Consider the following 19,870-nt stretch of genomic DNA (forward strand, 5'->3'; position numbering starts at 1 on the left):
ACAGTTCTTTTCCTTGGGCAATGCGATCTGATAGCACCGCTCAACGCCGACGTTCGGTGCCCGTAAGACGAACGGTTTGCGGGCTTGGTACGGATGTGCTCACGAGCTCAGCCGTCGAATACCTCACCACTGGCGAAGGCCGCACCGTCAGGCATCAGCTCGACGAGGGCCGCCGGGCAGTCATCGAAAGTAACCCGACCCACAGAAGCCGCCACCTCTGGGGAGAAGTCGGCTTCCACCCGGTAACACGTGAAGACCTGGCTTGGGCCGTTGTAGTCCCGACCTCCATCGGTTGGAACATCGGGTCGAGGTCCGGAGGCAATGAATACTGAAAGCTCGGCCGCAGAATCCGACGAAGAGATGTCGTAGAGGACCACACCTCCCTCCCGAAGATCGAGCTCAAGTGTTGATGCAACCGAACCACTCCATCTCTCACCTGGGAGTGAGTCGAGGTAGTTGACCGGTTCATTTACTGATGGCTGGTAGAGGCTTCGGCTCAATGGATCCTCGAAGGAGGCGATCTGTCTCCACAGCGTGCCATCGATCCCGCTGTCGTGGCCGCGGTACTCGGTTTGGCAACCGGTGAGCGAGAGCGCAATCCCGGAGACCACCACGAGAGCACCCCACTTACACCTGCGTGCAAACAACGCGCGGCTTGCTGCTCCCGAACGATCCTCATCCATTCCCCTCGACGTCAACGAAAACGCTCCTCGTCGAACTGCTGAGTGCCACCCTCCATAGTCCACGCCGCAGCGAACGGCATCAGGCCCTCAATGGTGGCGACCCTAACGCCTTCGGCGGTCGGGAGCAGCACCCTGATACCCGGGTAGTAATCGAAAAGGACCTGTCTGTCACGCCCGCAAGGTCCAACAACACCTCGACCGTGATTACCCACAGCGACGATTGTCGTGATTTTTCGCCCGCCTTGTGCGCGCGCCGTACCAAGTGCAACCAACTCGGCACACGGCCCTCCAGTGAAATAGAACAGATTCACCCCAGCGAACATGCGGCCGTCGGCATCTCGAACTGCGGCGCCCATCGTGTGTGCACCATCTTCATTGGGCCCGGCATCCGTGCTTGCGTCGATGGTCTCTCTCGCGAGCTCGACCAGCTCCAGGTCTTCGGCCGTCGGCACCGCGAGTTCAACGTTGGGGAGCATGAGGGTAATCCTACGGATCGAACCGGATGCACTCCTGGCTGGCCTGCCCGTAAGCCGGACGGTCAACGCGACACCCGAACACCTGAGGAAGGCCAACGACGATCCGCAGAGTTCCGCGGGTGCGCGATTTCCGTATGCCCCGCCCGAGAAAATGCTTGGTGAGGGGGGATAACCGGGGCGCTCCAGAAGCACGGCCGGATGCTGAGGGCTACGCACGCGTATCCACAAACGACCGAGACCTCACCGCCCAAAGAACGCTTCCGAATCACTGAACTTTTCCGCGTCGCCAGTTCCATGGGTTACCGCGGCATCCAGGTGTCGGCGACACCACGACCTCATCCACTCAAATGCACATGCCAATTCACTGCCTACGGGCGGAGTCGGGGCGACCGGTAGACTTGGCGGGTCAAGCATCCGCTATCTCGGGGAGAATTCCACACGTGACCGCTGTTTCCAAAACCTCTTCCCGCGGCGTCGCCGACACCGTTTCCAACGCTATTGCGACGCCCGACAAGGAGCAGCCCTACGGTGCACTCGGGCTCAAGGCCGACGAGTACGCGAAGATCCGCGAAATTTTGGGCCGCCGCCCAACGAGCGGCGAGCTGGCCATGTACTCGGTGATGTGGAGCGAGCACTGCTCCTATAAAAGCTCGAAGATGTACCTGCGCCAGTTCGGCGACAAGGCCACCCCCGCCATGAAGAAAAACCTCATGGTCGGCATGGGTGAAAACGCCGGTGTGCTTGACGTCGGCGAGGGCTGGGCGGTCACGTTCAAGATCGAATCGCACAACCACCCCTCGTACATCGAACCGTTCCAAGGCGCTGCGACCGGCGTCGGCGGCATCGTGCGCGACATCATCTCGATGGGCGCCCGCCCGGTCGCCGTCATGGATGCCCTGCGCTTCGGCGACATCAACGATCCCGACACCGCCCGCGTCGTGCACGGCGTGGTCTCGGGCATCAGCTTCTACGGCAACTGCCTCGGCCTGCCCAACATCGGCGGCGAAACCGTGTTCGACCGGGTCTACCAGGGCAACCCGCTCGTCAACGCTCTCTCGGTTGGCGTGCTGCGCCACGAAGACCTGCACCTGGCCAACGCCCGCGGCGTCGGCAACCAGGTCGTGTTGTTTGGAGCCCGCACCGGCGGCGACGGCATCGGCGGGGCATCCATTCTCGCCTCGGACACGTTCAGCGCCGGTGGGCCCACCAAGCGCCCCGCGGTGCAGGTCGGCGACCCGTTCGCTGAGAAGGTGCTCATCGAGTGCTGCCTCGAACTGTTTGCGGGCAAACTCGTCGAGGGAATCCAGGACCTCGGCGCGGCGGGCATCTCGTGCGCGACCAGCGAACTCGCCTCCAACGGCGACGGTGGCATGTTCATCGAACTCGAGAAGGTGCTGCTGCGCGACCCCACGCTCACCGCTGAAGAGATTCTCATGAGCGAGAGCCAGGAGCGCATGATGGCGATCGTCACGCCTGAAAAGCTCGAGGGCTTTCTCGCCGTCACCAAGAAGTGGGACGTCGAGACCAGCGTGCTCGGCGAAGTCACCGATACCGGCCGGTTGATCATCAACTGGCACGGCGAAGAAATCGTCAACGTACTGCCGCGCACCGTCGCCGTCGACGGCCCCGTCTACGAGCGCCCGCTCGCCTACCCGACCTGGATCGACGCCCTGCAGGCCGACACTGCCTCCGTGCTGCCGCGTGCGCTCGACGGCGAGACCCTGCGCGAGCAGTTCCTCGACCTGCTCGGCTCGCCCAACCTCGCCGACCCGAGCTGGATCACCGACCAGTACGACCACTACGTACAGGGCAACACGGCGCTGGCTTTTCCCGACGACGGTGGAATGATCCGCGTCGACGAAGAAAGCGGCCTCGGTTTTGCCATCGCCACCGACGCGAACGGCCGCTACTGCCAGCTCGACCCGTACCGCGGCGCGCAGCTCGCTCTCGCCGAGGCCTATCGCAACGTCGCCGTGACCGGCGCGATCCCGGCCGGCGTCAGCGACTGCCTCAATTTCGGCTCCCCCGAGAACCCCGAGGTCATGTGGCAGTTCCGTGAGGCAGTAACGGCCCTCGCCGACGGATGCCTGGAGCTCGAGATTCCCGTCACCGGCGGCAACGTCTCGTTCTACAACCAGACCGGCGACCAGCCGATTCACCCCACCCCGGTCGTGGCTGTGCTCGGCGTGATCGACAACGTCGCACGCCGCATCCCGAGCGGCTGGCAGGACGACGGGCACAACATCTATCTGCTCGGCGAGACCCGCCTCGAACTCGACGGCTCAGCCTGGGCCGGTGTCGTGCACAACCACCTCGGTGGTCGTCCGCCGGTTGTGGATCTCGGCCGGGAGAAGGCCCTCGCCGGACTACTGCACGCCGCGTCGAAGGAAGCCCTCATCGACAGCGCCCACGACCTCAGCGAGGGTGGGCTCGCCCAGGCCCTCGCCGAAGCCGTGATGCGTTTCGGTGTGGGCGCTCGGGTCTGGCTCGGTGACATTCTGGATCGGGACGAGGTGGACGCATCCACTGCCCTGTTCTCGGAGTCGGCTGGTCGCGTCATCGTCAGCGTGCCGCGCGAAGACGACGTGAAGTTTCTCGGCCTGTGTGCCGGCCGGTACATTCCGGTGCTGCGCATCGGCGTGACCGACGCCACCCTGCACGCCCTCGAGATTCAGGACGTCTTCGCGGCCTCGCTGCCAGAGATGCACAATCGACACCGCGCCACCCTCCCCGCCGCCTTCGCCTAACCATCCTCGGTTTTTCGGTTTTCGGTTTTCGGGGCGTCGACCCGGGCATAACTCCTGCAATTTCTGCAGCGCACCACGCTCGGTCCCGGAATCACGCGGCGCTGTCGCCATCGGCGCGCAAATTGCAGGAGTTATGCGCCGAGAGGCAGGTCGACCGGATGGAAATGGTTAGAGGAACGGTTCGTTGATCAGGGTCTCGGCTCGCTCCCAGAGGCGGGCGGCCACCGCGCGGTCGCGGGAGGTTCGGGTGGCCGACTGGCGAGTCGGGGCGCCGCGGGTGAGCAGGCGCGGGCCGAAGTAGTCGCCGCCATGGGCATCCGGATCGATGGCCGCGCGCACGGTCGACCAGGCGCCGTGGTGCTTGCCCTGGGCTCCGATCGCGGTTTGCAGGCCGTCGATCACGCGTTTGCCGCGCGACACCTCGTTGATCGAACGGATGCCAGGGGTCAGCCCCGAAATGGAATATCCCGGATGCGCCACCAACGACTGCACCATTCCGGCACCATTAGCCCGCAGGCGCCGGTCGAGCTCGAACCCGAACACCTGCATGGCAATCTTGGACTGCGCGTAGGCTTTCCACCCGTTATACGTGGTCGCCAGCTGTAGATCGTCGAGCGAGGAGTCCATCAGCCGGGAGATCAACGACCCGAGCGATACCACCCGGCTCCCGGGCGTGCGGCGGAGCGCCATGAGGCTGCCAGCGGTGAGCGCGAAGTGCCCGAGAAAATTCGTGGCGAAGATCAGCTCGTTGCCGTCGAGGCTCACCTGGCGATCCGTGGACGGATGCACGATTCCAGCGTTGAGAATCAGACCGTCGAGGCGCGGCAGCGCGCGTAAGGTCTCACTCACCTCTCGCACGGACTGTAGGTCGGCCACGTCGAGCTGCAACACCGAGACGGATGCCCCCGGGACGCGGGTGCGGATGGCCGCCGCCGCGGCATCGGCTTTGGCGAGGTTGCGGCAGGCAAGCACAACGTGGGCCCCCGTGCCGGCGAGCTGCTCGCTCGTGAAGTAACCCAGTCCGGCGTTGGCGCCGGTCACGACGAAGGTCTTGCCGGACTGGTCTGGCAGCGAACGCGGGTTCCAGCTCACCCGGTTACGACGCTGCAATCGGCGACGATGCTGGCTCCGACCCGGCAGAGCGCCCCGGCTCGACGGGCTCGCCGCCGGCGATTCGAACGTGGTGGTGGATCACCTCGGCGATGATGAAATTGAGGAATTTCTCGGCGAAGGCCGGGTCGAGATGGGCTTCCTCGGCGAGGCCGCGCAGGCGGTCGATTTGCATGAGTTCACGCGCCGGGTCGGCGGCCGGCAGCCCGTGGGCCGCTTTGAGCCGCCCGACCTGCTGCGTGAACTTGAACCGTTCGGCCAGCAGGTGAATGAGCGCGGCGTCAATGTTGTCGATGCTCTCGCGAATGCTGTGCAGCTGCAGCGTCGCAGCCGCATCGGTGTCGGCGGGCAATTCCTCGTGTACGGCCATCCTTTTACGATAATGCATGCCCACCCGGTCAAGCGGATGCCGCCGCCCGGCTGCGCGCCCCGAACGACCGCAGCCGCAAACGTTTCTGCGTCAGCAGTATGCCGAGCAGCACCAACAGCGCCCCGGTCGGCTCGTGCCAGGAGAATGTTTCCGCGAGCACGAGTACTCCCAGCGCCACGCCGACCACGGGCGTCACGTAGGTCACCGTGGACGCATTGGTCGGACCCCAGGCGCGCAACACGTTGATGTTCCAGATATAGGCCAGGCCGGTGCCGAGCGCACCGAGCGCGACCAGGCACAGCACGATCGGCACGGTCAGCGCGACCGGGCTCCAGGCCAGCGCCGGCGTCAGAAGCAGCATGATGCCACCGGCAATGCCGATGTTCAAAAAGGCGAACGTCGATGCCGCGATCGGCCGCCCACTCAGAAAGCGGCGGGTGTAGCCGAAGGTGAAGCCGTAGCAGACGGCCGCGCCCAGGCAGGCAAACTGGCCCCAGAGATCGCCCGTGAGCGAGGAATACTGCCACGGTCCGATGATCACGACAACACCGACGATGCCGACCACGACGCCCGCGACCTGCGCGCGCACGAGTTTCTCCACTCGAAAGGCGAGCGTCGCCATCAACGCCGTCATGATCGGGGTGACCGCGTTGTAGATGCTCGCCAGGCTCGATGAGACGTATTGTTCGGCCCAGGCGAAGAGCAGGTGCGGAATCACGCATCCGCTGATCGCGATGACCAGGAAGTGTAGCCAGACCACGCCTTCCCGCGGCAGCACCGGCCCGTTCCTGATGCGCGGACGGGTCACGAGCACGATCAGCCCGAGGGTCAGCCCGCCGAGCACGAGTCGCGACCAGGCGATCTGCCCGAAGCTGACGCCATCGAGCGCAACCTTCATGAAAAGAAAGCTCGATCCCCAGATCATTCCCATGCCCAGAAACTGCAGCACGATGAGGCTCTTGCTTGCGGCAGTCGTTGAGGGCACTCCCCGAGCCTATAGCGGCCGCTGCCGAGCACGGGCCCGGCGGAGCTCAACGTCTCACAAGCACCGAACTATGGCAGCGGATGCCGCTCTCTACGAAGACGCGTCGGCTCCGGCGTTGCGCTCGGTATCCGGCGTATCCGGCGCACCAGACGCACCAGGCACATCCGGCGCACCAGGCACATCCGGCAGATCCGGCACATTCCCGGTGGCCCGACCAAAGCCGCCGTGTGGCCCGCCGCCCAGAATTGTGCCGCTCGGCCCGGTGGGACGCAGGTCGCGATAGGTCACGAACCGGCCCGCGAACGCGTCGAGGCGAGCGTGCAGCCCGGCGCGCACGGCCGGCCATTCGTCAGCGAGGATCGAGTAGACAGCGCTGTCCCGCCAGGTGCCGTCGGCCCGCGGGCAATCACGGCGCACGATGCCCTCGAACATGGCGCCGATGCCCAGGATAGCGGTGCGGGAACGCTCGTTGAGGGCATCCGCCTGAATCTTGACCCGGCCGAAGCCGTTCTCGAAGGCGGTACCGAGCACGAGCAGTTTGGTTTCGGCGTTGACGGGGGTGCCCCAAACGCGCGGGTCGTAGGCGGTCCAGCCGAGGTGGATGGATTCCTTGTCGACGTCGATGTCGCCGAGGGTGGTCGTTCCCACGACGTCACCGTCGTTCGGGCCGCCGAGCAGTCGGACCACGTAGGGCAGGGCCTCCCACTGAAAGTAATCGTGCGCCCACTTGATGAAGCCGTCAACATCGCGCTGCAAGGCGGCCGGGCCGCCACCATAGCCGGCCGCGAACACTTCCGGGTGCGCGATAGCGCGCGCCAAGTCGGGCAATACTGCACTGCCGAGCGGTTGAAGCTGCACAAAACGACCGGTCAGGGTCAGGGAATGGGGTCTCACGGCGTTCACCCAACCAGTGTGACAGGTCGAAGTGAGGAATTTTACACTCACCGCGCCAACCGGGCACATTGCGGGCCCGGTTGACGATTCAGATCTAGTCGATCAGGTCGTGACGCACCACGATGGCTTCACGGTCGGGGCCGACGCCGATCGCCGAAATGCGCGATCCGCTCATGCTCTCGAGCGCGAGCACATAATTCTGCGCGGCCTGCGGCAGCTTGTCAAACGTGCGCACGCCGGTGATGTCCTCGGTCCAGCCGGGGAAGTTCTCGTAAATCGGAACGGCGTGGTGAAAGTCGCTCTGCGAGACCGGCACTTCGTCGACGCGCACACCATCAACGGAATACGCCACGCAGACCGGGATCTCGGGCAGACCAGTGAGCACATCGAGCTTGGTCAGCACGAAGTCGGTGACGCCATTGATGCGCGCGGTATAGCGGGCGATCGGAGCGTCGTACCAGCCGCACCGGCGCGGGCGTCCGGTGGTGGTGCCGAACTCGAACCCATTGGCGCGCAGGTAAGCGCCCGACTCGTCGAACAGTTCGGTGGGGAACGGACCGCTGCCCACGCGGGTCGTGTAGGCCTTGACGACGGCGATGACCCGGTCGATGCGGTTCGGAGCGATACCCGAACCGGTAACCGCACCGCCCGAAGTAGCGTTCGACGACGTGACGAAAGGGTACGTGCCATGGTCGACATCGAGCATCGTGGCCTGGCCACCTTCGAACAATACGGTCTTGCCGGCATTCAAGGCCTGGTGCAAGAGCAGGGCGGTGTCGGTGACCATGGGGCGCAGGCGTTCAGCGTAGCTGAGCAGTTCGGTGACGATCTCCTCGACCTCGATGGCGCGACGGTTGTAGACCTTGACCAGCATGTGATTCTTCTGGTCAAGGGCACCCTCCACTTTTTGGCGCAGAATATTCTCGTCGAACAGGTCTTGCACGCGGATGCCGACACGGTTGATCTTGTCAGCGTAGGCGGGGCCGATTCCGCGCCCGGTGGTGCCGATCTGGCGCTTGCCGAGAAAACGCTCGGTGACCTTGTCGAGGGTGCGGTGGTACGCGGTGATGACGTGCGCGTTGAGGCTGACCTGGAGCCGCGAGACATCGACGCCGCGCTCGGCCAACGCATCGAGCTCTTCAAACAACACCTCGACGTCGACGACGACACCGTTGGCGATGACCGGGATGACTCCGGGGCTCAGGATGCCCGACGGCAGCAGGTGCAGCGCGTACTTCTCGTCGCCGACGACGACGGTGTGGCCGGCGTTGTTGCCGCCGTTGAACTTGACGACATAGTCGACCCGGCTGCCGAGCAGGTCGGTGGCCTTACCCTTGCCCTCGTCGCCCCACTGGGCTCCGATGAGTACGATCGCGGGCATCTAGTCTTCTCCTCGAATAACGAAAGCTTCGGTGGGTGGTGCCGGGTCGAAGCCCGGGCTGCCGGTGTGCAGGGTGGCGATGATGGAGATAGCGCTCGCATCGGCATCCGTCAGAAAAGCCGTCAGGCGGGAGACCTCGTCGGACTCACCGATCTCTTCGGCGCCCCGGCGCAACGCGAACAGGGCGCGCAGCACGCCGCGGTTGGGTTCGTGGCGCCACGGAATGGGACCGTGGCCGCGCCAGCCGGCCTTGCGCAGGGCATCAAGTCCGCGGTGGTAGCCGACCCGGGCGTAGGCGTACGACTCCAGGAGTCGACCCTCAGAGTGGGTGGCATCGGCCAATTCAGCCCAGGCCAGCGGAGAGGTCGGGTGCACCTGCACTACCGCAGCGATCTCGCTCCTCGCGGTTCGGCGCAGGGCCTCGAGCACCTCCGGTTCCGCGGGAAGAAGGGTCTCGGGCTCAGAAATCAAATTGTCGCCGGTCACACTCAACCCTACCAAGGCCCAGGTGCCCTCACCCCGGCGACGGGCCCGGTCGGCCGAAAACGCTAGGCCGGGCTTTGCTGCCGGGCTGCGACGCGCCAGCCGCCGTTCACGAACAGGTAGGTCGTCGACATGTTCAACTCGGCGACCACCTCTCCCCGGCGGGCGATCGCCTTGTAGACGACGACACCGGCGTGCTCACCGAGACGGATGATGGCGGGTTCGTGAATGCCGTAACTCTCCCACGGAGCTGCCTGGTCGAAATATGCGGTGACCTGGTCGCGAGTGATGACGGCACCGGGCACGATCATCAGGGCGTCGTCGGTCATTTCGCGCTGATAGTACGCGCCACCCTGCCCACCCAGGATGGCCTGCCAGCCGGCGTTTTCTTCGTGAAGGAGCCGGGCGGGAAGATCGTCAGTGATCGCAGTCATACCGTCACGCTAGCCCCAAACCGCCACCGAATACAGAAAAGGTCAGAACCGGTGCTGAACCACCCAGGAATGCATGGTGACGGCCGCGGCGGCCGAAGCGTTGATCGATCGGGTCGACCCGAACTGGCTGATTTCGACGATGGAATCGGCGGCAGCGATAGCCTCCTCCGACAATCCGGGGCCTTCCTGGCCGAACAGCAGAACGCAACGTTCCGGAAAGGTGAACGTCTCGATAATGACGCTGCCGGGCACGTTGTCGATGGCGATGATCGCCAGCGCCTCCTTCTCGCACCAGTCCACAAAGGCGGCGACGTCGGTGTGGTGCAGAACATGCTGGTAACGGTCGGTGACCATGGCGCCGCGTTTATTCCACCGCTTTCGCCCGATGATGTGCACGGTGTCGGCGCCGAACGCGTTGGCGCTGCGCACGATAGAGCCGATGTTCATGTCGTGCTGCCAGTTCTCAATGGCTACGTGAAACGGATGCCGGTGTTCGTCCAGGTCAGCCACGATCGCCGCCATGTTCCAGTAGCGGTAGCGGTCGATCACGTTGCGGGTGTCACCATGCTCGAGCAGGTCGGCGTCGTAGCGCTCCTCGCTCGGCCACTCCCCCGGCCACGGGCCGACGCCGTAGGTGGATCGCTCGGGCGTGGAGTTGTCGGCGGCGAAGGTTGGGGCGGATGGCTCGGTCACAACTTAACCGTAACCTGCCTACAGCCCTCACATTTGGGCTTTCGGTTTGCCGAAAGTCTGGCTATGGTTTCGGCATGACTAAAACGGATGCTGTCAATCCCGATCGCCTGCTCTCCCAAGCTCCGACCACGGTCGCCTCCAGCCGGCTGCTCTGGCTTCTCGGCCCGGCTCTCGTTGCCGGGGTCGCGTACCTCGACCCGGGAAACGTCGCGAGCAACATGACCGCAGGCGCCCGCTACGGCTATCTGCTGGTCTGGGTGGTCGTGGCCGGCAACGTCATGGCCTGGCTCATCCAATATCTGTCCGCCAAACTCGGCATTGTCACCGGGGCGAGCCTGCCCGAGATTCTCGGGGTGCGCATGACGCGGCCCACGGCGCGGCGCCTGTACTGGATCCAGGCCGAACTGGTCGCCATGGCCACCGACCTGGCTGAGATCATCGGCGGTGCCGTTGCGCTCAACCTCTTGTTCAACCTGCCGCTGATCTGGGGCGGCGTGATCACCGGCACGATCTCGATGATCGTGCTCATGGTGCACACCCGTCGCGGCCCCCGCATTTTCGAACGCGTGATCATCGCGCTCATGCTCATCATCACCGTGGGTTTCACCGCTGGTGTGTTCTTCTCGCCGCCCGAGGCCGGCGGGGTGCTCTCCGGACTCGTACCGCGGTTCGAGGGCTCCAACTCGGTGCTGCTGGCCGCATCGATCTTGGGCGCCACGATCATGCCGCACGCCATCTACGCGCATTCGTCGCTCGCCCGCGACCGGTTTCCCGAATGGCAAGGCGTCGTCGCTACTCGCCGCCTGCTCTGGGCTACGAAGTGGGACGTCACGATTGCCATGGCGATTGCCGGAACGGTGAACCTGGCGATCTTGCTGTTGGCGGCATCCGCTTTGCAGGGAGTGGACGGAACCGACACCCTGCAGGGGGCCTACGCCGCCCTGAAAGACACGCTCGGTCCGGCGATTGCGACGACGTTCGCCATCGGGCTGCTCGCCTCCGGTCTGGCCTCGACCTCGGTCGGTGCCTACGCCGGAGCCGAGATCATGCACGGCCTGCTACACGTGCGCATTCCTCTACTGTTGCGCCGATTGGTCACGCTGATTCCGGCGCTGGTCATTCTCGGTGTGGGGTTCGACCCGACCCAGGCGCTCGTGCTCAGCCAGGTGATTTTGTCCTTTGGTATTCCGTTCGCCCTGATTCCGCTGGTCTGGCTCACCGCGCAGCATGGCCTCCTCGGCACCTTCACCAACCGCTGGTTCACGACCGCTGCCGGGGTCGTCTGCGCCCTCGCCCTCGTCACGCTGAACGTCGTGCTGCTCGTACTCGTTTTCACCGGGGCATGACCGGTAACCTGAAATCGACATGACGCACACGACCGGCGCGGCCGAGGACTATCTCAAGACTATCTATGCCCACACCGAGTGGCAGCCCGACCTGATCATTCCCTCGGCGCTCGCCCTACGGCTGGGATTGGCACCGTCATCCGTTACGGAAATGGTGAAGAAGCTCGCTGCAGGCGGGCTCATCACCCACGTTCCCTACGGTCCGCTGGCACTGACGGATGCCGGCCGGCTGCGCGCGACCGCCGTCGTGCGGCGGCATCGACTGATCGAGACCTGGCTGGTAGGCGAGATGGGCTACGACTGGGACCAGGTGCACGACGAGGCCGAGATTCTCGAGCACTCCATCTCAGACCGGTTACTCGAGGCCATCAATGCGCGGCTCGGGTTTCCGGCGCACGATCCGCACGGCGATCCGATTCCGTTCGCCGATGGCACCGTGCTTCGACCGCCGGCCGTGCTGCTGGAGGGGGTCACGGTCGGGTATTCGGGCACCGTATTGCGCATCAGCGACCGCGACCCGGCCGTACTGCGCGAACTCGCCGCCGATCTGATCGGCCCCGGCACCGAATTCACTTTGGCGGCCCCGCTGACCATCGTTCTAGCGGATGGCCAGAACCGGCTGCTGACGACGGCAGCGGCAGCGTCGATCTGGGTGACCGCCTGAGTACGCGCGGCATCTGCTTATTTGTGTGGTGCCGGTTACCGTGGTGAAACTTGGCGAGGCTAGGCTGAGGACGACGAAAAGGAGCGCCTGATGGCACGACGCGACGAAATCGAATGCTGGCTCACCGACATGGACGGTGTGCTCGTGCACGAGAACCAGGCCCTCCCGGGGGCGGCCGAGCTGCTGCAGCAGTGGACCGACGCGGGCACGCCGTTTCTGGTGCTCACCAATAACTCTATTTTCACGCCGCGCGATCTGAGCGCGCGGTTGCGCGCAAGCGGGCTCAACGTGCCCGAGGACCGCATCTGGACCTCCGCCCTCGCAACGGCAGACTTTCTGAAATCTCAGGCCTCCAGCGGCACGGCGTTCGTGATCGGGGAGGTCGGCATCACGACAGCGCTGCACGAGGCCGGGTTCATCATGACCGAGACCGACCCCGACTATGTGGTGGTCGGCGAGACCCGCAATTACTCGTTCGAGGCGATCACCAAGGCGATTCGGCTGATCCTCGGCGGAGCGCGGTTCATCTCGACCAACCCGGATGCGACCGGACCGAGCAAGGACGGCCCGATGCCGGCGACCGGCGCTATTTCGGCGCTGATCACCAAGGCCACCGGCATGGAGCCCTATGTCGTCGGCAAGCCCAACCCGATGATGTTCCGCTCAGCGATGAACAAGATCGGTGCGCACTCGGAGAACACCGGCATGATCGGTGACCGCATGGACACCGACATCGTTGCCGGCATTGAGGCCGGGCTGCACACGATTCTCGTGATGACCGGCATCAGCGACGAGGCCGAGATCAACCGGTACCCGTTTCGTCCCGACGAGATCGTGGCCGGCGTGCACGAGCTACTCTCGACCGACCCGATCGAAAGTGACGAGATCTAGCGAACTCCTTCCGACCGGTTGTCGGGCGATCCGGCTGTGCGCCAGGCTCGCGCCGGCTTCAGGCGGTCGGACCGGCGCCCATGATGCTTGCCGTGAGCGGCTCGGCCGCGGCTCGGCTCGCGAAGCAGTAGTAGTAGCGCGGCTCAGCGGTCCACTGTTCTTCGCTGATCGGATAGCTCCCCTGCATCTGCAGATTCGGGTAGGCGCCGGCCGCATTCAAGTCGAGGATGCCGGGCACCGTGCAGAGCAGATTGATCTGGGCGGCCAGCACGGCTTCCCCCGGAAAGACTGTGGTCGCGTCGCTGCCAAGATTGCCGCGATACACCAACTGGGCCGTGTGTGCGGCTGCACAATCGAGGACCGTGAAGTTCTCCGCCCAGGGGGACTCGTACGGTTCGAGGCACTCGCCACCGAACAGGGTGTTCCACTCGTTTACCCCGGCAGGCTGCGCCGCCGTGATCTCCGGGGTCGGCGTTGGCGTGGGTGTTGGTGTTGGTGTCGGCGTCGCGGATTGGGTCGGTAGTGGCGCCGCCACGGGGCTCGCGACCAGCCGCTGGCCGAGAGAGAACAATCCCACGAGCACGATGAGTGCGAGTAATCCGACGACGGTCCAGACCAAAGCGGCCTGCGTTCTTCCGGGGGCACTGCCCCGGGACCGGTGGCGGCTCGGCGCCTCGGCGCTAGTGACCTCGGCGCTGGTGACCTCCGCCGTAGTTGCCTCGGTACCGTCCGTTGAGGCAAGCACCCCCGCTACCGGCACGAGCTCCGTCGGCCGGTCTGCCTCTGCCTCTGCTAAGCGGTCGCTCGACGCCGGGGCGGGCGCGATCTCGGCACCGGGGGTCGCGGCAAATTCTGGCTCAACCACGTCGGGTGCGACAACTTCGTGGCCGACACCAGCGAGCGGCACGACAGGATCTGATGACTCCGCGTGCGCAGCTGGTAGAGCCTCAGGGACGGGCGCGTCGGCCGGTTGCGGCAGCGGTGTCGTCCACCAGGGAGCTGGTCCAGCCGAAGCTGGTCCAGCCGGCGCTGCCGGGATGGATGGTTCCGGGAGTTCGGTGACCTCCGGTTGCGCCGGCACCGGTGTGGCGCGACGGGAGCGGCGGCCGAACCGGGTCACCAGCGGGGCGGCATCCACTGCGTCAGTAACCGACATCTCGTCCGCCGAGTCTTCATCAGCCGAGTCAGCGTCAGCTGAGTCTTCGTCCGCCGAGTCATCGGAGCTTTGCCCCAATTGCGACGCGAGCCAGTCGATTCCGCGCTCGTCGTCGTCTGCTGCCACTAGTTGAGCCCCAGATCCTCAAGGGAGATCGCGGCGAAATAAGGGTAGCCGGCAGCCTCGATCACTTCGCGGGCACCGGTGTTGCGGTCGACCACGACAGCGACGCCAGCAATCTCGGCGCCGACCTTGAGAAGGGCCTCGATGGCGGCGAGGGGAGAGCCACCGGTTGTCGAGGTGTCTTCGAGCACGATCACACGCTTGCCAGCGAGGTCGGGGCCCTCAACCTGGCGGCCGCGACCGTGGTCCTTGGGCTCCTTGCGCACGACGAACGCGTCATAGGTCGCGCCGCGAGCTGCACCCTGGTGCAGGACCGCAGCGGCAATCGGGTCGGCGCCCATGGTCATGCCTCCAACGGCGACCACATCCGGAACATCCTTGATGAGGTCGAGCATGACCTGCCCGATCAACGGGGCGACCCGGTGGTCGAGGCTCACCCGGCGCAGGTCCACGTAGTATGTGGCCTTCTTACCGCTGGTGAGAACGAAATCTCCGTGAAAAACGGCCTCGGCCGAGATGAAGTCGATGAGTTTCTGCCGTGTATCAGTCACAATTGTCAGTTTAGGGCATGCCCAGCAGGCCGAACGTGGTCGCCAACAGTCGCGACGGAAGAGGGGTTTTTCACGTGGTGTTCGAGTTTTCAGGCACGAGCAGGCCAGCCTCCGACTACCGCTGCTGGAACACTCGTCGCGAGATCACGATGCTCCCGAGAGACAGGGCCGCGATCGCCACGAGGTAGTACCCCGGAACGAGCAGTGAACCGGTCGTGCTGATGAGGAACGTGAGAATGAAGGGTGCGAATCCACCGAACACGGTCACGCCGATGTTGTAACCGAGAGACAATCCCGTCGTGCGGATCTGCACGGGGAACATTGCTGACATGATCGCCGGCAACGGGGCGAAGTAGGCCGTGGCCAGCACGCCGAGAACCAGCTCGATGCCGATCATGGTCAGAAGGTTGGGCGATTGGTTCAGCAAGAGGAACACGGGAACGCCGAGTACGAGCGTTCCCGCAGCGGCCCAGGTCATCACTCGGGCCGGCCCTACCCGGTCGGCGAGCTTACCGATGAATGGCGAGCCGACACTCATGATCACGCCGAACACCAATGTGGATACGAACGCCGCCGCGGTGGGCATGCCCAGATTCACGATGGCGTAAGTGGGCATGAACAGTGCAATGTACACACCCACCGACCCGAGCGCTACGACACCCACCATCGTCCAGAGGCGTCCGGCGTTCGCGATGAAGGTCTCCTTCAGCGGAGACGCCGACGGCGTCATGGTCAGAAATTCCGGGGTGTCCTGCATCTTTGAGCGGATGTACCAACCCACCGGCCCGATCAGGAGCGCGAAGATGAACGGCACCCGCCAGCCCCAGCTTTCGAGGCTCTGCTGGCTCAGGTAGTTGTTCAAAACGAAACCGAACAGCCCGGCCAACAGTATCGCGGCGCCCTGCGTGGCCACCTGCCAGCTTCCATAGAACGCCTTGCGGTGCGGTGCGTACTCGATGAGGAACGCGGTGGCGGTGCCGAATTCCCCGCCGGCGGCGAAGCCGGTCAGCAACCGGGCCACGAGAATGATCGCGGCCGCGGTCACCCCGATCGTGGCGGCCGTAGGTGCCAGCACGATCAAGAGCGTGCCGACGAACATCACCGAGATGGACACGAGCATGCCCGCCTTGCGCCCGGCGCGGTCGGCATAGCGTCCGATCAGGATTCCGCCGAGCGGCCGCATGATGAAGGAGACGCCGAACGACGCGAAGGCGAGCAGCAGCGACGCCGTCTCGTCGGCGGTCGGAAAGAACAACTTCGCGATGGTCACGGCGAAGGTGCCGTAGACGATCACGTCGAACCATTCCAGCCCGTTGCCAATGGATGCGGCCACGACCGCCTTGCGGGCCTGTCGCCGCTTCTCGGCGAGGGCGGGGCCATCTGTTTGGGACGTGCCGGTAACGGCGGGGACTGCTGACGCGTTGCTCATGGGTTTCTTTCTGTGCGGAAGGGGTGCGTTCAGGTCACTGCTGGTGCGCGAGGTGCCCGGCGAGTGCGCGCAGGAAATCTTCACAGGCACTGATTTGCGCCAGGTCGATGTACTCGTTCGCGGTGTGCCCCTGGCGGATACTGCCCGGACCGCAGACCACGGTGTCGATCCCGGCCAGCTGAAACAGGCCACCCTCGGTGCCGTAGCCGACAGTCTCTTCAGAGCTTGTTTTGGTGAGCTCGTGCACCAGCTGCAGCGCGGCTCCGGTTCCGGCCGCGCTCAGGGAGGGAACGGCGCCGATCGGGGCGAACGACACGTTGGCGGTTGCATGTTCGGCCCGCATCGCGGGGCGTAGTTCCCCGAGTACGAAGTCTTCGATGCGGGAGAAGATCGCGGAGGAGGACACTCCCGGGATCGCGCGAAATTCGAATTCGAAATCGCATCGCTCGGCGACCGTGTTCACGGCCGCCCCGCCCGAAATCGTGCCCACGTTAATGGTTGTGTACGGTACCTCGAAGCTGGGATCGAAGGGCCCGTTCACTCGGTGCTCGTCGGCGATCGAGCGGATGAACGCTATGGCCCGGGCCGCGTACTCGATAGCGTTGACGCCATTGGGTGTGTTGGAGGAGTGCGAGGCGAGCCCGGTGAAACTCACCCGATACAGGTGGCTGCTCTTATGCGCCGAGACCGCCCGCATGCTGGTCGGCTCCCCCACTATGCAGATCTCCGGTCGGATGCCCCGCGCGGCCAGGTCGGCCAGCAGGGTGATGGCCCCGTGGCATCCCACCTCTTCGTCATAGGTCCACGCGAGGTGCAGCGGTGTGGCAAGCGGCCGTGACACAAGCTCGGGCAACAACGCCAGGATGACACCGCTGAACGCCTTCATGTCGGCGGCGCCCCGGCCATACAGCCGGTCGTCGCGCAGCTCGGCGGTGAACGGGTCGCTGTTCCACGCCTGCCCGTCCACGGGAACCACATCGGTGTGGCCTGCGAGCATCACGCCACCCGTCGTGGACCCATCGTGAGCCGGGATGGTGACCACGAGGTTGGCCTTCGTACCATCGGAGTTGGGTACGAGCACCGGCTCCAGCCCGTGCTCCCGCAACTCCGCGTCGATCACGTCGATCAATTCCCGGTTGGAGTTGCGGCTGGTGGTGTCGAAAGCGATCAGGCGGGTGATCCACGCGAGGGTGGTGGGCGCGAGAACGGTGGAGTGAGTGATGAGAAAACCTTTCGAGGGAGGAGTGCTGATTAGCCGATGCCGAGCTGCACAAAGCAGAGCCACACGAGCACGGGCACGACGGCGATCATGACGACAGCCCAGACCAGCAGCGCGCGGAAGAATAGCCGCTCGTCCTTGGGCGGGGCGCTGGCCATGAGCAGTGCCCCACTTGTGGACATGGGGCTGACATCCACCACGGATGCGCTGATGGCGATTGCCGTAATGACACCGATGGGGCTGAGCAGCGGGTCGACGGCGATGGGCGTGACGAGCGGACTGATCACGCTCAGGGTGCCGGTGGTCGACGCGAACGCCGAGACAATCGCCACGACATAACTCGTCACGAGGGCCGCGAGCGAGCTGTTACCGAGCCCGGCGATACCGTTCTGCAGTTCCTCGAGCGCACCGATGGCTTCGAGCATGCCGACATAGGTGACGATCCCGGTGACCAGCAGAATGGCCGACCATGGCATGCTCTCCACGGCCGCCTTCTGCACGCTCGAGTTCACCACGATGAGCGCGAGGGCGATCACGAACGAGGCCACCCCCACATCGATACCGAGCACGGTCGTGAGTACGAGCAGCGCCCCGAGGCCGATGAGCGTGAGCACCCGAATCGGCGTCGCGGCGACCTTCACCGGTGCTGTCTTTCGGGGTGTCACCTTCACCGGGCGGGTCAGAACGGATGTCCCCCCCTGTTTCACGGAGGCGGGGCCGCTGACGCCGGCGCCCGTCACGATCTCGCGGGTACCGTCGCCCGACAGCGCGGCCGCACGGCGAAGACGCCCGCCCATGATCTTCTGCGCTGCCGCATAAGCGACGAGGGCGAGAAGCGCATTGAACACGAAGCAATATATGAAGAGCTTGAGTGAGTCGGCGCTGGCGCCGGCATCGTCCAGCATCACGTTCGCGAGCACGCCGAACGGGTTGACCGGCGAGAACGCGCCGGCATTTGCGCCCTGCACCACAACGAGGCCCATGGCCAGCGTGCTGATTCCAAAGCGGCTACCGAGCGCAAGCGCTACCGGGGCCACGATAGCGATCGCGGCCGGGGTGAAGGCACCCGCCGTGGCGAGCACGGCCGTGAGCAGGAACATGAGCACGGGTACCAGTAGCTTGCGGTCACCCGCGAGACGTTCGGCCCAGTAGGCGAGCAGGTCGATCGTGCCGTTGATACGCACAATGGCAAAGAGCAGCGTCGCTCCCACGAGAACGAAGAACAAGCCAGATGGGAACTCGCTAATCACCTCTGTGATAGGCAGGCCAGCCACGAGCGTGCCGACGCCGAAGGCCGCCACGAGCGCGATGAGCCCGGCGTTGATCTTGGTGAACGAGCCGATGGCGAAGGCCGCGATCAACACGAGGAAAGCGATGAGTGCGATGGACATGGCCCTGCCCTACGCGGCGGTGCGAATGCGAGGAACCAGAGATGCCAGGGTGCCGGCCAGCAGCCCGCCGGCGTTCGGGATCGCCGGGGTGTGGCCGAGCAGCTGGAGGATTTCCCAGGTGGTCGCGGTCGCCGCGGTGATCACGGGCAGGCCCAGCTCGTCTTCGACGGCCTGCACGGCGGGAAGCGAGGGCATCTGTACGCAGGCTGAGAGCACGATGACGTCGGCTCCCTCATGCTTCAAGTTGCGCGCGAACTCGGGCAGATCGAGCGGATTGAGACAACCCACGGCCAGGTTGTCGTCCACGCCCAGGCTCACAGTGTCGAGCACCTCGATACCCGCTCCCTCGATGTAGTCGCTCACCATTTGGGTGAGCGGTTCCATGTACGGGGCGACCATCACCACGCGGCGGGCGCCGAGCTGCTGCAGTGTGCGCACGAGAGCGCCGGCACTACTCGTCACCTCGGCCGGGTGACCGTTGTCCAGGGTCGCCTGGCGGATAACGTTCTCGGCCGGCTCGTGCGCGCCGGGGCCCTGCGCCATGACGGCCACGAGGCAGGCATACGCGATCACGTCCACGTCGGCGTCGGAGACGGCCGTGGCGCAGTCGGCAGCCTTCGCGGCCATAGCGAGCAATTCCTCTGTCGTCACGTTTTTCAGCGCGGCACGGGCGGAGTGAAAGGTGTAGTTGTGGCCGGTTGCCGCGGTCTGACGACGAAAAAGCTCCGGCAGCTCGGTCTCCATGGTTGTGTTGGAACTCGGGACGATCAGGCCGATTCGCGAGGACCCGAGCCGGCTCGCAGTCATCATGGGGTCCGTTATGAGGTTGGACGGTGTCATTGCT

At 65.0% G+C, this 19,870-nt stretch carries 20 protein-coding genes; 4 read left to right on the plus strand and 16 right to left on the minus strand.

What is annotated here, in order from left to right:
- Nucleotides 1-107 precede the first annotated feature (107 nt).
- Together CXY72_RS15750 and CXY72_RS15755 are read right to left on the minus strand one after the other, a co-directional pair.
- Nucleotides 108-683: a hypothetical protein gene (locus tag CXY72_RS15750; protein WP_158252605.1), complete on the minus strand. Its 576-nt coding sequence runs from the start codon at nt 681-683 to the stop codon at nt 108-110.
- 11 nt (nt 684-694) lie between these two features.
- Nucleotides 695-1,159 (minus strand): cytidine deaminase, encoded by a 465-nt coding sequence (locus CXY72_RS15755; RefSeq protein ID WP_199184067.1) that lies wholly within the window; start codon nt 1,157-1,159, stop codon nt 695-697.
- A gap of 353 nt (nt 1,160-1,512) precedes the next feature.
- Here CXY72_RS15755 and purL point away from each other — a divergent pair, with 353 nt between their 5' ends.
- Nucleotides 1,513-3,906, plus strand: coding sequence for a phosphoribosylformylglycinamidine synthase subunit PurL (gene purL / locus CXY72_RS15760; RefSeq protein WP_104128638.1), 2,394 nt, complete (start codon nt 1,513-1,515; stop codon nt 3,904-3,906).
- Between the two features lie 168 nt (nt 3,907-4,074).
- Here purL and CXY72_RS15765 read toward each other — a convergent pair whose 3' ends face one another.
- The 8 genes from CXY72_RS15765 to CXY72_RS15800 all read right to left on the minus strand — a co-directional run bounded on the left by CXY72_RS15765 (nt 4,075) and on the right by CXY72_RS15800 (nt 10,256).
- On the minus strand, nt 4,075-5,016 hold the full coding sequence (locus CXY72_RS15765) for an SDR family NAD(P)-dependent oxidoreductase (RefSeq protein WP_233197887.1): 942 nt from the start codon (nt 5,014-5,016) through the stop codon (nt 4,075-4,077).
- Entirely contained in the window at nt 5,003-5,386 is a 384-nt protein-coding gene (locus tag CXY72_RS15770) for a chorismate mutase (protein WP_104128640.1), read from the minus strand. Before CXY72_RS15770 ends, CXY72_RS15765 begins: the two co-directional genes overlap by 14 nt.
- Nucleotides 5,387-5,414: 28 nt before the next feature.
- The gene (locus CXY72_RS15775) at nt 5,415-6,371 is read right to left on the minus strand and encodes a DMT family transporter (RefSeq protein ID WP_255409295.1); all 957 of its coding nucleotides are present in this window, start codon (nt 6,369-6,371) and stop codon (nt 5,415-5,417) included.
- A 90-nt stretch (nt 6,372-6,461) separates the two neighbouring features.
- Entirely contained in the window at nt 6,462-7,274 is an 813-nt protein-coding gene (locus tag CXY72_RS15780) for a GNAT family N-acetyltransferase (RefSeq protein WP_233197888.1), read from the minus strand.
- Nucleotides 7,275-7,359: 85 nt separating this feature from the next.
- Nucleotides 7,360-8,646, minus strand: a complete 1,287-nt coding sequence (locus CXY72_RS15785; protein ID WP_104128642.1) for an adenylosuccinate synthase — start codon at nt 8,644-8,646, stop codon at nt 7,360-7,362.
- Nucleotides 8,647-9,132 carry a DUF3151 domain-containing protein gene (locus tag CXY72_RS15790; RefSeq protein ID WP_104128643.1) on the minus strand — a complete coding sequence of 162 codons (486 nt, stop codon included), beginning with the start codon at nt 9,130-9,132 and terminating at the stop codon, nt 8,647-8,649.
- Nucleotides 9,133-9,194: 62 nt separating this feature from the next.
- Nucleotides 9,195-9,563, minus strand: a complete 369-nt coding sequence (locus CXY72_RS15795) for a nuclear transport factor 2 family protein (RefSeq protein WP_104128644.1) — start codon at nt 9,561-9,563, stop codon at nt 9,195-9,197.
- A gap of 42 nt (nt 9,564-9,605) precedes the next feature.
- Nucleotides 9,606-10,256, minus strand: coding sequence for a TrmH family RNA methyltransferase (locus tag CXY72_RS15800; protein WP_104128645.1), 651 nt, complete (start codon nt 10,254-10,256; stop codon nt 9,606-9,608).
- 74 nt (nt 10,257-10,330) lie between these two features.
- Here CXY72_RS15800 and CXY72_RS15805 point away from each other — a divergent pair, with 74 nt between their 5' ends.
- The 3 genes from CXY72_RS15805 (at nt 10,331) to CXY72_RS15815 (ending at nt 13,157) form a co-directional block, all read left to right on the plus strand.
- On the plus strand, nt 10,331-11,602 hold the full coding sequence (locus tag CXY72_RS15805; protein WP_104128646.1) for an Nramp family divalent metal transporter: 1,272 nt from the start codon (nt 10,331-10,333) through the stop codon (nt 11,600-11,602).
- A gap of 19 nt (nt 11,603-11,621) precedes the next feature.
- Complete coding sequence (locus tag CXY72_RS15810) at nt 11,622-12,266, plus strand: metal-dependent transcriptional regulator (protein WP_104128647.1); 645 nt, start codon at nt 11,622-11,624, stop codon at nt 12,264-12,266.
- A 90-nt stretch (nt 12,267-12,356) separates the two neighbouring features.
- Nucleotides 12,357-13,157, plus strand: a complete 801-nt coding sequence (locus tag CXY72_RS15815; protein WP_104128648.1) for an HAD-IIA family hydrolase — start codon at nt 12,357-12,359, stop codon at nt 13,155-13,157.
- 58 nt (nt 13,158-13,215) lie between these two features.
- On the opposite strand, the gene CXY72_RS15820 is transcribed toward CXY72_RS15815, so the two are convergent.
- The 6 genes from CXY72_RS15820 to CXY72_RS15845 all read right to left on the minus strand — a co-directional run bounded on the left by CXY72_RS15820 (nt 13,216) and on the right by CXY72_RS15845 (nt 19,866).
- Nucleotides 13,216-14,439 (minus strand): hypothetical protein, encoded by a 1,224-nt coding sequence (locus CXY72_RS15820; protein ID WP_104128649.1) that lies wholly within the window; start codon nt 14,437-14,439, stop codon nt 13,216-13,218.
- On the minus strand, nt 14,439-14,987 hold the full coding sequence (pyrE, locus tag CXY72_RS15825; protein WP_104128650.1) for an orotate phosphoribosyltransferase: 549 nt from the start codon (nt 14,985-14,987) through the stop codon (nt 14,439-14,441). The genes CXY72_RS15820 and pyrE overlap by 1 nt, the downstream gene beginning before the upstream one ends.
- Before the next feature lie 115 nt (nt 14,988-15,102).
- Nucleotides 15,103-16,416 (minus strand): MFS transporter, encoded by a 1,314-nt coding sequence (locus CXY72_RS15830; RefSeq protein WP_104128651.1) that lies wholly within the window; start codon nt 16,414-16,416, stop codon nt 15,103-15,105.
- Nucleotides 16,417-16,450: 34 nt separating this feature from the next.
- Nucleotides 16,451-17,701: an acetylornithine deacetylase gene (argE, locus tag CXY72_RS15835; protein WP_233197889.1), complete on the minus strand. Its 1,251-nt coding sequence runs from the start codon at nt 17,699-17,701 to the stop codon at nt 16,451-16,453.
- The gene (locus CXY72_RS15840; RefSeq protein WP_104128652.1) at nt 17,668-19,026 is read right to left on the minus strand and encodes an SLC13 family permease; all 1,359 of its coding nucleotides are present in this window, start codon (nt 19,024-19,026) and stop codon (nt 17,668-17,670) included. Before CXY72_RS15840 ends, argE begins: the two co-directional genes overlap by 34 nt.
- A gap of 9 nt (nt 19,027-19,035) precedes the next feature.
- Nucleotides 19,036-19,866, minus strand: a complete 831-nt coding sequence (locus CXY72_RS15845; RefSeq protein WP_233197890.1) for an Asp/Glu racemase — start codon at nt 19,864-19,866, stop codon at nt 19,036-19,038.
- Between the last annotated feature and the right edge of the window lie 4 nt (nt 19,867-19,870).

This window comes from Cryobacterium sp. Y57 (assembly GCF_002929505.1).
Lineage (GTDB): Bacteria > Actinomycetota > Actinomycetes > Actinomycetales > Microbacteriaceae > Cryobacterium.

Excerpts from the sequence above, each read along its gene's own strand:
- CXY72_RS15750 (WP_158252605.1), bottom strand. The coding sequence starts at position 683 with ATGGATGAGGATCGTTCGGGAGCAGCAAGCCGCGCGTTGTTTGCACGC.
- CXY72_RS15755 (WP_199184067.1), bottom strand. The coding sequence starts at position 1,159 with ATGCTCCCCAACGTTGAACTCGCGGTGCCGACGGCCGAAGACCTGGAG.
- purL (WP_104128638.1), top strand. The coding sequence starts at position 1,513 with ATGCCAATTCACTGCCTACGGGCGGAGTCGGGGCGACCGGTAGACTTG.
- CXY72_RS15770 (WP_104128640.1), bottom strand. The coding sequence starts at position 5,386 with ATGGCCGTACACGAGGAATTGCCCGCCGACACCGATGCGGCTGCGACG.
- CXY72_RS15785 (WP_104128642.1), bottom strand. The coding sequence starts at position 8,646 with ATGCCCGCGATCGTACTCATCGGAGCCCAGTGGGGCGACGAGGGCAAG.
- CXY72_RS15795 (WP_104128644.1), bottom strand. The coding sequence starts at position 9,563 with ATGACTGCGATCACTGACGATCTTCCCGCCCGGCTCCTTCACGAAGAA.
- CXY72_RS15805 (WP_104128646.1), top strand. The coding sequence starts at position 10,331 with ATGACTAAAACGGATGCTGTCAATCCCGATCGCCTGCTCTCCCAAGCT.
- CXY72_RS15810 (WP_104128647.1), top strand. The coding sequence starts at position 11,622 with ATGACGCACACGACCGGCGCGGCCGAGGACTATCTCAAGACTATCTAT.
- CXY72_RS15815 (WP_104128648.1), top strand. The coding sequence starts at position 12,357 with ATGGCACGACGCGACGAAATCGAATGCTGGCTCACCGACATGGACGGT.
- CXY72_RS15830 (WP_104128651.1), bottom strand. The coding sequence starts at position 16,416 with ATGAGCAACGCGTCAGCAGTCCCCGCCGTTACCGGCACGTCCCAAACA.
- CXY72_RS15840 (WP_104128652.1), bottom strand. The coding sequence starts at position 19,026 with ATGTCCATCGCACTCATCGCTTTCCTCGTGTTGATCGCGGCCTTCGCC.
- CXY72_RS15845 (WP_233197890.1), bottom strand. The coding sequence starts at position 19,866 with ATGACACCGTCCAACCTCATAACGGACCCCATGATGACTGCGAGCCGG.